The organism is Agrococcus terreus (assembly GCF_014645235.1).
In the GTDB taxonomy this organism is placed as follows: Bacteria; Actinomycetota; Actinomycetes; order Actinomycetales; family Microbacteriaceae; genus Agrococcus; species Agrococcus terreus.
The window spans coordinates 475717-486514 of record NZ_BMLM01000001.1 but is presented as its reverse complement, the minus strand read 5'-3'; the positions used below and the strand labels follow the sequence as shown (position 1 = coordinate 486514).

Annotated in this window: 4 protein-coding genes; all 4 read right to left on the bottom strand. The window is 72.4% G+C overall.

What is annotated here, in order from left to right; translation table 11 throughout:
• Positions 1-12: 12 nt before the first annotated feature.
• From IEW90_RS02375 to IEW90_RS02360, 4 genes are read right to left on the bottom strand one after another with little or no spacing between them, the layout of a single operon-like run.
• Positions 13-2328, bottom strand: a complete 2316-nt coding sequence (locus tag IEW90_RS02375) for a transglutaminase TgpA family protein (RefSeq protein WP_188715660.1) — start codon at positions 2326-2328, stop codon at positions 13-15.
• On the bottom strand, positions 2325-3701 hold the full coding sequence (locus IEW90_RS02370) for a DUF58 domain-containing protein (protein ID WP_188715658.1): 1377 nt from the start codon (positions 3699-3701) through the stop codon (positions 2325-2327). Before IEW90_RS02370 ends, IEW90_RS02375 begins: the two co-directional genes overlap by 4 nt.
• Positions 3698-4675 carry an AAA family ATPase gene (locus tag IEW90_RS02365; RefSeq protein WP_188715656.1) on the bottom strand — a complete coding sequence of 326 codons (978 nt, stop codon included), beginning with the start codon at positions 4673-4675 and terminating at the stop codon, positions 3698-3700. Before IEW90_RS02365 ends, IEW90_RS02370 begins: the two co-directional genes overlap by 4 nt.
• A gap of 31 nt (positions 4676-4706) precedes the next feature.
• Positions 4707-10772, bottom strand: a complete 6066-nt coding sequence (locus IEW90_RS02360) for an Ig-like domain-containing protein (RefSeq protein ID WP_188715654.1) — start codon at positions 10770-10772, stop codon at positions 4707-4709.
• Positions 10773-10798: the final 26 nt, after the last annotated feature.

The window sequence follows — 10798 nt, the reverse complement described above, 5'->3', positions numbered from 1 at the left end:
GCATCCTCCGCGTCATCCTCGTCGCCGTCGCTCGCCCCTGCGCCGCACGAACGAGCGCAGCGACAGCCTGCCGAGCACCCTCCGTCGGCGCGACGCCTCGGAGCGCATGCCCTCGACGCTGCGCTCGACGTCGCGCCAGAAGGCGTCGACGTCCTCGCGCTCGGGCTCGCCCGGGCCGAACACGCCCGCATCGACGAACTCGCCGATCTCGGTCGCTCGCGATCGAGGGTAGCGATCCTCGACCTCGCGGGCGACCTCGCGGCGGGTGACGCCGGCGGGCACGAGCAGGCCCAGGTCGACCGCCTCGTCGACCACCTCGTGCCAGCCGCCCGCGAGGCGGTCGCTCTCGCGCTCCGCCCGGAAGCGGCGCTTGCGGCGGGCGGCCTTGATGGCGCCGACGATCAGGAACGGCGAGAGCAGCAGCAGCACGAGCAGCAGGATCGAGCCGGCCACCCAGAGCCAGACGGTCCACGACCGGTCCTCGAGCTCCTCGTCCTCCTCCTGGCCCTCCTCGGCCACGGTGTCGGGCGACATCTCGGCCGGCTCCTCGGGCGGCTGGGGCGGCTGGAGCACCTGCGGCTTCGGCTCGGGCTGCGGCTCGGGCTCGGGCTGGATGTCCTGGTTCTCCTCGGGCGGCGTCGGGTCGAACCGCACCCAGCCGTAGCCCTCGAAGGGGATCTCGACCCAGGCGTGCATGTCGCCGCCGGTGAGCTCGACCTCGGCGTCGCCGCCGGGGAAGCCGTCGTCGGGGTAGAGCCCCATCACGACGCGCGAGGGCACGTTGATGCGCTGCAGCGCGAGCGCGAAGGCGGTCGCGTACTGCTCGTCGTCGCCGACGAGCACGTCGCGCTCGAACATCGACTGGATGCGCGAGGCGCCGTGGCCCGCGAGCGACGGGATCGCGTCGTCCTCGAGGCCGTGGCTGAAGGAGCCCGCCTGCAGCAGCTGCTGCATCGCGACGATGTTCTCGAGCTTCGACTGCCCGCTCGAGCCGTGCTCGACGACCCAGGCCTGGAGGAGGTCCGGCACGACCGCCGCCTGCGGCACCTGGAGCTCCGTCACCGGGACGCCCTCGAGCTCGTCGACCGACGGCTGCTGCGGCACGATCGCGTCGAGCGCGTAGGAGTCGCCGGCGCCCAGGCCGTCGAGCGCGATCGCCGTGCCGGTCTGCGCGTTGTAGTGGAGCGAGCCCTGGAGCTGGTCGGCGCGCGGGCCGTCGAAGTCGAGCGCCTGCAGGAAGCCGATGTCGGGCACCCAGATGCCCGTGTAGGCGTCGATGGCGACGCGCACGCTCGCGGGGTCGCCGGACTGCGAGGTGAGCACCTCGTCGCCGATGCGCGAGAACGTGCCGGAGCCGCTCGTCTGCTGGCTGCCCGCCACCGCGTACACGGTGCCGTCGTAGTAGTCGAAGGTCGCGAGCCGCAGGCGGCCGTCCTCGGGCATGCCCGAGACCGTCAGCAGCGTCTCGTCCTCGAAGTTCTTGTTCCAGGTGCGGTAGCCGGCGAGCGGGCTCGGGTACTCCGCGAGCTCGATGGGCGGCTCGACGACGTCGCGCAGCACCGCGCGGTCGCGCGGCTGGACGGGGATGCTGACGAGGCCCGCGACGAGCAGCGCGCCCGCGACCATGCCGACGGCGCCGAGCGTGCGCTGGCGCCGGGCCTGGCCGCGGTGCCGCGTGTCGTTCGTGACCTCGACCTCCTCGTTGAGCCCGGTCCGCCACGCCTCGCGGCGCCACGAGCACCAGCCCACCATCACTCCGGCGACGACGACGCCGAGCACGATCGGCCAGAAGGCGATCTTCGTGCCGAAGGCGATGCCGACGATCAGCGCGACGGACGCGGGGATCATCGCGAAGGGCGCGCCGCGGCCGAGCCGCAGCGCGAGCACCGTGGCGACGGTGGAGGTGACGAGGGTCGTGAGGAACGGCACGACGAGGAGGCTCGGGAAGCCCTCGGCGGGCGGCTCGGCCGTCAGCAGGCCCTTCCACGAGTAGACGACGCCGAGCAGCAGCTCGCGCCAGGCGTCGAGCGTCGGGATCACGCCGCCGATCGTCGCGCGCGGCACCGCGAGCGCTGGGCCCAGCACGACGATCACGAGCACGACGCCCGCGGCGGTCATGAGCCAGCCGCGCAGCGGCCGGAGCGAGGTGGCGATGCCGACGCCGATGCCGGCGAGCGCGCCGCCGATGCCCGCGACGAGGTAGGCGACGCCGCCGAAGACGGGGCCGAACGACAGCGTCGCGACGAGCATGACCGCGAGGATCGCGGCGCAGTCGACCGCGGCCTCCCGCGGCGTGCGCGGCAGCAGGCGACGGGGACGTGCCCTCACTGGAGCGCCACCCCTCGCATCACGCGCGGCAGGTCGGTGACCGCGCCGACGGTGGCGAGCACCACGTCGCCGATGGGCTGGATGCGCGGGCTCGCGCCCTGCACGGCGCTCACCACGATGACGCGCGCCTGCGACGGCAGCAGCGTGCGCGCACGGCGCACGAGGGCCGGGTCGACGACGGCGCCTGCGTGGAGGAGCACGACGGAGGCGCCAGCGTGGGCCTGGCCGATCGTCGCGGCGAGGTCGAGGAAGCGGTCGTGGCGCGGCGACCACTCGACGCCCGAGAGGCCGTCGAGGAGGCGCTTGCCGGTGGTGGCGGGGAGGGTGCGGCGCGAGGTCTGCACGACGACGTCCATCTCGTCGCGCACCGCCTGCAGGCCGACGGAGCCGAGCACCGAGATGGCGGTCTCGAACTCGCTCGGGTCGGCGTAGTCCTCGGGGTTGGTCGAGAGCCCGAGCGCGAGCACGCTGCGCCGGGTCTGCTCGAACTGGCGCACCATGAGCGAGCCGGTGCGCGCGGACGACTTCCAGTGGATGTAGCGGCGGTCGTCGCCCGCGACGTAGTCGCGCAGCGCGTGGAACGCGATGTCGCTGTTCGTGAGGTCGCGCGTGGTGATGCCCTCGAGGTCGCGGATGAGGCCCGGCGCGGTCTCGTCGAGCTGCACCGTCTTCGGGTGCACGAACAGCTCGACCGGGTCGGTCCACTTCACCTGCCGGCGCAGGAGGCCCACGGGGTCGCCCCGCACCGAGCGCACCGGGCCGACCTGGAGGATCGTGCGGCGGCTCGTCGGGATCGCGAAGACATCCTCGTGGACGTCGCCGGGCCGCATCCGCGGCAGGTGGAACGACGCGAGCGCGCGGCCGACGGGCACCTCGATGGTGGCCGGCAGCAGCGGCTTGGGCGAGGCGGCGTGGATCTCGATGCGGCCGAGCGCGCGCTCGCCGACGACGACGCGCGTGTAGGCGAGGTCGAGCTCGATCCGGTACCGGTTGCGACCGATGATGAAGGCGATGCCCGCGAGCAGCAGCAGCGCGCCGGCGATGCCGATCACGATGAGCTCCTTCCAGCCGAGCATGATGCCGAGCACGAGCGCCGCGACCGTGACGACGAGCACCGCCCATCCGAAGCCCGTGATGGGCTCGAGCACCGGCACGACGCGGTCGCGCAGCATCCGTCCGGCGGCGCGGCGCGCGCCGTCGAGCGGCGAGCCGGCGCCGACGGCGCCGTCGACGAGCCGCTGCAGCGGCGTGCGCTCGCGCTCGGCGATGCGCCGCAGCCGGGTGGTGCCGGATGCGGTGCTGCCGGTCGTGCCGGTCGCGGTGTCGGTGTCGGGGGCGGGGGCTGACGTCGCCCGCTCGGGCGCCGTCGTCACGCGGCCTGCTGCCGGTCCTGCGGGGCGGCGATGTCGGCGATCGCGCGGTCGATGATGCGGTCGCCGGTGACGCCCGAGAACTCCGCCTCGGGGTCGAGCACGACGCGGTGCGCCCACACTGGCTGCGCGAGCTCCTTGACGTCGTCGGGCAGCGCGTAGGCGCGGCCGCGGCTCGCGGCCCACACCTTGACGGCGCGCATGAGCGCCATCGCGCCGCGCACCGAGACGCCCAGGCGCGTGTCCTTCGAGTCGCGCGTGTGCTCGGCGAGCTGCGCGACGTAGTCGAGCACGGCCTCGTCGACGTGGACGGTCGCGGCGAGGTCGACCATCTCGGCGATGGCGCCCGTCGTGATGACCGGGGTGACGCCGGAGGAGGCGTTGCGGTTCGAGGCGCCGGCGAGGATCCGCACGGTCTGCTCGCGGCCCGGGTAGCCGATCGACGTCTTCATGAGGAAGCGGTCGAGCTGCGCCTCGGGCAGGCGGTACGTGCCGGCCTGCTCGATGGGGTTCTGCGTCGCGATGACCATGAAGGGGCGGCCGACGTCGTAGGGCGTGCCGTCGACGGTGACGCGGCCCTCCTCCATGACCTCGAGGAGCGCCGACTGCGTCTTCGGGCTCGCGCGGTTGATCTCGTCGGCGAGCACGATGGAGGCGAAGATCGGTCCCTTGTGGAACTCGAACGCCTGCGTCTTCTGGTCGTAGACGGTGACGCCCGTGACGTCGGAGGGCAGCAGGTCGGGCGTGAACTGGATGCGGTGGTTCGTGCCCTGCACGGTCGCCGACATCGACTTCGCCAGCTGCGTCTTGCCGGTGCCGGGGGCGTCCTCGAGGAGCAGGTGGCCCTCGGAGAGCATCGTCGTGAAGGCGAGGCGGATCACGTCCTCCTTGCCGAGCACGACCGTGCCGACGTTGTCGACGAGGCGCTGGAACGTCTCGGCGAACCACGTCGCCTGCTCGCGGGTCATGGGGGTCATCGGGCGCCTTCGCTTTCCTGTTCATGTGACGTCATGGCCAGTCCACTCGCTGGGTTGTCCAGGTCTTGCCGTTCGCGGAGAGAGTCATCCATCCCTGGCCGCTATACCCGGACATGCAGAACGTGTAGGTGTCACGAGGCGACGTCCCATTCGCTCTGGGCGCCGTCCATGTGCCGCCCTGGAAGTTGCCGCTACGGGTGGAGTAGCACTCGTACCGGTACTGCTGACCTGGCACAAGATCGGTCCAGGTCAGGACGTAGTTCGTGCCGATCTGGCCGTTCGGAGCCGTGACCTGCCCGCCCTTGCTGAGACTGAGGCTCGGTTCGGGGAGGTCTGGGATTCTTCCGTCAGCTCGATTGGAGGATCGTTGGGATCCATGACCTGACAACGGATCGTTGTTGGCGTCGAACGCACTTGACGTCACGCGCACCTCGAGCCAATGGTCTGACCCTGGCGCCCCTCCGACGGTTTCTCTGCCGCTCGCGGCGACCGATCGCCAAGCTCCCCCGTCTACACGAATCTCGGTGGTGAGTGATCGGCCGTTCGGTTGCGGAGAACTCCATGCGAACGTGATCTGGCGCTGTTGCCGGTCTGCGACCGATGCGGAGGGAGCACCGACCGCCCCGAACGGCCGGGACTGGTTGCTCGCCGACGTCGTGCCGCTCGAGTACTCCACGCCGTCGACGACGGCGTAGGCCCGCACCTGGAACGTGTACGGCCCGCCGTTGTTGTCCATGCGGGTGTACGTCCCGCCCGGCCCGAACGACTGCGCGCCCGCGCCGCCGCCCGTGATCTCGTAGCGGATCTCGTCGGCGCGGAGGCCGTTGCTCGCGCCCGGCGTCCAGGTGACGACCGAGTCGGTGTTGCCGTCGGTCGCCGACACGTCCGAGGGCGCGCCCGGCGCGGTGAACACGCGGATGGGCGCCGACGGCGGCGAGGGCTGGCCGGAGCCGACGTCGTTGTTCGCCACGACCGTGAACGTCACGTTCTGGCCCGTCGCGTCGAAGCCGAAGTTCGCGCTCGTGCCGCTCACCGTCTGCGCCGCCGCCCCGTTGGAGGGCGTGACCGTGTAGCCGGTGATGGCCGCGCCGTTGTTGCCGTCGATGCCGTTCTGGCCCGGCGGGTAGTCCCACTCGACGCGCACCTGCACCTCGCCCGGGATCGAGCGGTCGGGCGTCGCGCGGACGGAGGCCACCTGGAACGGCGCACCCGCCGGCGTCACGGCCTGCGAGTAGGCGGAGAAGTCGCTCGGCTCGGGCGCGAGGTTGGTCGCCTGGATGCGGAAGGTGTACGAGACGCCGTTCGTGAGGCTGCCCCAGGTGTAGCTCGTGCCCTGCACCTGCTGCTGCACGACGCCGCCGGGCGCGGGCGGGGAGATCTCGACCGTGTAGTACTGGATGGGCGAGCCGTTGTTGACCGGCGCCTCCCACGTCAGCGCGACCTGGCCGTCGCCGCGCTCGACCGTCGGCGGCGCAGGCTGCTCCGGACGGACGTCCGGACGCGCCTCGTTCGAGGGCGTCGACGGGTCGGACTCGCCGACCTCGTTCGTCGCGGTCACCTGGAAGCGGTACGTGACGTTGTTCGACAGGCCCGTGATCGTGCACGTCGTCGCGGCGCAGTCCTGGCTGATCGCGCCGTCGACGGAGCGCACGGTGTAGGTCTGGATCGGCGCGCCGTTCGACGGCGGCGGCGCCCAGGTGAGCGTGACCTGCGAGTCGCCGACCGCGTCGACGTTCGGGCGCGGCGGCGCGTCGGGGCGGGCCTTCACGTTGAGGGTGATCGTGCCCGTCACCTGCCGCTCGGTGCGCTCGGTCGCGTCCTGCACCGTGTAGCGCACGGTCAGGACTCCCGAGAAGTCGGCGCCAGGCGTGATGGTGACGTCGCGCTCGCTGTTGGCGACGGCGCCCTGGCCCGCGATGGTCTCGGCGCTGATGATGCGCAGGGGCCGGCCATCGGTCGCGAACGGGTTGAAGTCGTTCGCGAGGGCGTCGATCATGATGGGCTCGCTCGCGGTGGCCTCGCCCGAGTCGGGACGTGCCTCGGCGAGGGGCCGGTTCGTCGCCACGACCTCGACGACGACGGTGCCGGGCGCGCGGTTGCCCGCCGGGTCGATCGCGACGATCTGGAACGATCCGGTCGTTCCGGGGACCGCGTCGACGACCGCGTCCGCCGAGATGATCGGGCCGTCGAGCCCGACCGTGACCCCGGCCATGCTGCCGCCGGCGAGCTCGAAGCGCATGTCCTCGAGGTCACCGGGGTCGGGATCGGTGGTCGCGTCACGGAGGTCGAACGTCGTCGACCCCTCGCCCGCCTCGGGGCGCAGCACCGTGCCCGCGAAGGTCGGCGGCACCGCGCTCGAGGGGAGGACCTCGATCGGGATCGTGAGCATCGCCGTGATGCCCTCGGGGTCGTCGGGGCCGGAGCCGTCGGTGACCTCGAACGTGATGGACGCAGGACCAACGTAGCCGGCGGGCGACCGGAACTGCAGCGTCTGGGTGTCCTTGATGAGCCCCGTGTCGTCGTGGTTGACGCCCGTGACGGAGTCGCCCGTCGTGATGCGCGGCGGCTTGCCGCTCGGGACGGAGACGTAGTCGCGCAGCGGGATCTCGCGCAGCTCGCCCGAGGGGATCTGGATCGGCTCGGTGCGGGAGACGAACGGGGCCTGGTCGCGCACCGGCGGCACCGAGACGAACGCCTCGGCGGTGAGCCCGTCGATGTCGGTGACGCGATACGTCACGACCTGGAACGCCTCGCTCGGCACGACCTGCACCGCGCCGGCCGCCGTGACGGTGCCCGGCCCCGTGACGACCGAGACGTCGAGCTCGCTCGGGTCGCCGTCGGGGTCGAGGTCGTTGTCGAGCACGGGCACGTCGAGCGGCTCGCCGAGCACCACGCCGTCGCGCGGCAGCGGGTCGTCGCGCGCGATCGGGGCCAGCAGCGGCGCGTCCTCGGCGACGTCGACGACGACGGTGCCCCGCGCGGGAGCCCCCTTGGAGTCGACGATGCCGTACGTGAACTGGTAGGTGCCCACCTCGGTCGGCGAGACGATGTCGACCGTCTGCCGCTCGGGGTTCACGGTGGCGCCGGAGAGCTGCTCGGGCAGGTCCTGGAGCCCGTCCACCACGATCGAGAGCGGATCCTGGTCCGGGTCGGTGTCGTTGGCGAGCACGTCGATCGCGATCGCGCGGCCGGGCCGCACCGTCACCTCGTCGGTCTGCGCGAACGGCGGCTGGTTGACGTCGGATGCCTGCGCGATGCCGATCACGACCGTCGCGGTCGACTCCGCGCCGTAGCGGTCGCGCACGCGGTAGGTGAAGTCGACGGCGCCGGAGCTGTCGGGGAACGCCTCGAAGTCGAAGAAGTCGGGCCCGATCTCCGGGAGGATGCGGCCGCCCTCGGGCGCCGTGTCGTAGCCGACGAGCTCGACGCCGTCGCCGTCGGGGTCGATGCCCTCGAGCGGGATCGGGATGCGCACGGTCGAGCCGGCGAGCACGCGGCTCGTCACGGTCACGGGCGCCGGCGGCGCGTTCTGCTCCGCCTCGCGCGGCACGATCGTGAGCGCGACCGTCGCGGAGTCGCGGTTGCCGAAGTCGTCCTTGACCTCGTAGGTCACCGTCGCGCGGGTCGGCGGCTCCTCGGCGAGCACGTGCACGCGCAGCTTGCCCTCGGCGATGAACGCGACGCCGACCGCGTCGCTCTCGAAGCTGGTCTCGACGATCTGCTCGACGAGCTCGAAGGGCGTGCCGTCGGGCGAAAAGTCGTTGCCGAGCACGTCGACCGTCGCGTAGTCGCCCGCGCGGATCGTCGCGCGGTCGTCGACCGCGACGGGCGCCCGCGGCTGCTCGGGCGGGGTGACCGGGATGACCTCGACGGTGCCCGTCTCGGAGAAGCGGCCGTTCGAGACGGTGTAGGTGAAGCGGAAGGGCGAGTCGAGGCCGCGGTTGTCGACGATCGAGACGATGCGGCGGTCGCGGAGCTCGACCGTGACCGGGGCGCCGTTCTCGAGCGAGATCTGCGTCACGACGAGCACGCCGCCCGCGGGGTCGACGTCGTTCTGCAGCAGGTCGACGAGCGTCGAGCCGCCCTGCGGCACGAGCGCGACGTCGCGCACCGCGATGGGGCGCGCCTCCTCGTCGGGCGTGCGGATGTCGACGCGGATGCGCCCGGTGCTCGGCAGCGGGCCGTCGGCGACGAGGTACGTCATGTAGTGCGTGCCGATCGGGCCGTCGGTGATGCGGATCGTGCCCGCGTTCGCGTCCCACGTCATGTCGAGCCCGGCCGCCGGCTCGACCGACGCGAGGCGCAGGGGGCGGCCGGACGGCGAGAAGTCGTTGAGGAGCGGCCGGATCGTCGCCTCGCGCCCCTCGACCATCTGCACGAAGTCGGCGTTCGCGAGCGGCGGCGCGTCGCCGCGCTCGCGGATGTCGACGGTGACCTCGCCCGTGGTCTCCGCGCGGCCGTCCGAGATCGTCACGGTGACGGTCTGGATCCCGACCTCGCCCGTGGCGACGTAGATGAGGCGGCCCGAGGGGTCGGTGCGGATGGTGTCGCCCGAGTCCGACACGGCGCCCACCAGGTACATGTCGTCGCCGTCGGGGTCGAACCAGTTGTCGAGCACCTGGTACTCGTACTCGCCGCCCTGCTCGACCGCGAACGCCTGCTCGCGCAGCGGCTCCGGCACCGTGTTCTCGGCCTCGCCGCGCACCGTGACGGTCACCTGCGCGTCGTCGTCGCCGCCTCGGCCGTCCTGCACCTGGTACCGGAACGAGAACGATCCGGTCGGGTAGTCGGCGGGCAGCTGCACCTGCAGCTGGGAGTCGTTGGCGACCGGGGCGACCGTCACGCCCTGCGGCAGGCCGCTGATGACGGAGGCGGTGAGCACGTCGCCGTCGGGGTCGGAGTCGTTCCAGAGCACCGGCAGGAGCGTCGAGCGCCCCGGCCGCGCGCCGAAGCCGTCGTCGTTCGCGACGGGGTCGCTGTTCTCCTCGTTGATGGGCGGCGGCTGGTTGGTGAGGAGGTCCTCGGTCGACTCCTCGTCCTGCTCCTCGCTCTCCTCCTGCGACTGCGGGGGGATGAGGTCCTCCCAGTTGTCGACGAGGATGAGCTGGTCGGCGAGCAGCCAGGAGGAGCCCTCCTGGTACTGGTTCAGTACCACGGCGTCGCGGTTCACGCGGAACACGACGGGCGAGCCGTCCATGCCGTCGACCTGCACGTCGAGGTCGGCGGCGTCGTCCTGGCAGTCGCGGTAGTAGGTGGCGCTCGCGGGCCAGACCGCGTGCACGCAGCCGCCGAGCTGCACGGGCCGCACGGCGTCGCCGCCGCCGACGCGCTGCTCGACCTCGGCGTCGCCGCCGGAGAGCGGCTGGCGGACGAGGCTCTCGGGCGTCGCGACGATCACGCGGTCGGCGGCGTCGCCCGGCAGCTGCACCGCGGCGTCCTCGGGCACCTCGACGGCGCCGCCGGGGACGAGGAGGGTCGTGGTGGCGACGTCGATCGTGACCGCGTCGGCGCCGACGGCGGTGACGACGGGATCCTGCATGCCCGTCAGCTCGCCGCGGTCGCGGAGCTCCGGCTCCTCCAGGGCGCCGTCCTCGCCCAGGCGGATCTCGACCTGCTGGCCCTCGCGCGGCGAGACGGCGTGCACGGTGCCGTCGCGGCCGACGACCGCGGCGGCGCCCTCGCCGAGCTCGAGCAGCGGATCGGTGCCCTCGGGCGAGAAGGCGGCGAGCTCGTCGTACGGCATCGCCCAGAGGTTGCCGTCGGCGGGGTCGAGCACGGAGACGACGCCGGCGTCCATCGAGATCTCGCCCTGCGGGGGCAGCTGGATGCCGTTGCCGGTGGCGACCTGCACGGGGTCGACGACGATCGCGGTCGAGGCCTCCCGGTTGTGGAGGAGGACACGCTCGCCGTCCTGGAGCACGTCGAGGTTGGCGGTGGGCGAGATCAGGCCCGCGTCGAGCTCCTCGGCCTGCACGTTGATGCGGCCGAGCTGCAGCGTCTCGGTCTTCGTGACCCAGACGCCGCCGTCGTTGAGGTCGACGTCGGTCGTGGTGAAGCCCTCGTAGGTGAACGCGAGCACGCCCAGGGCGACCGACACAGCCGTGACGAGAGCACCGGCCGCAG

Excerpts from the sequence above, each read along its gene's own strand:
- IEW90_RS02365 (WP_188715656.1), bottom strand. The coding sequence starts at position 4,675 with ATGACCCCCATGACCCGCGAGCAGGCGACGTGGTTCGCCGAGACGTTC.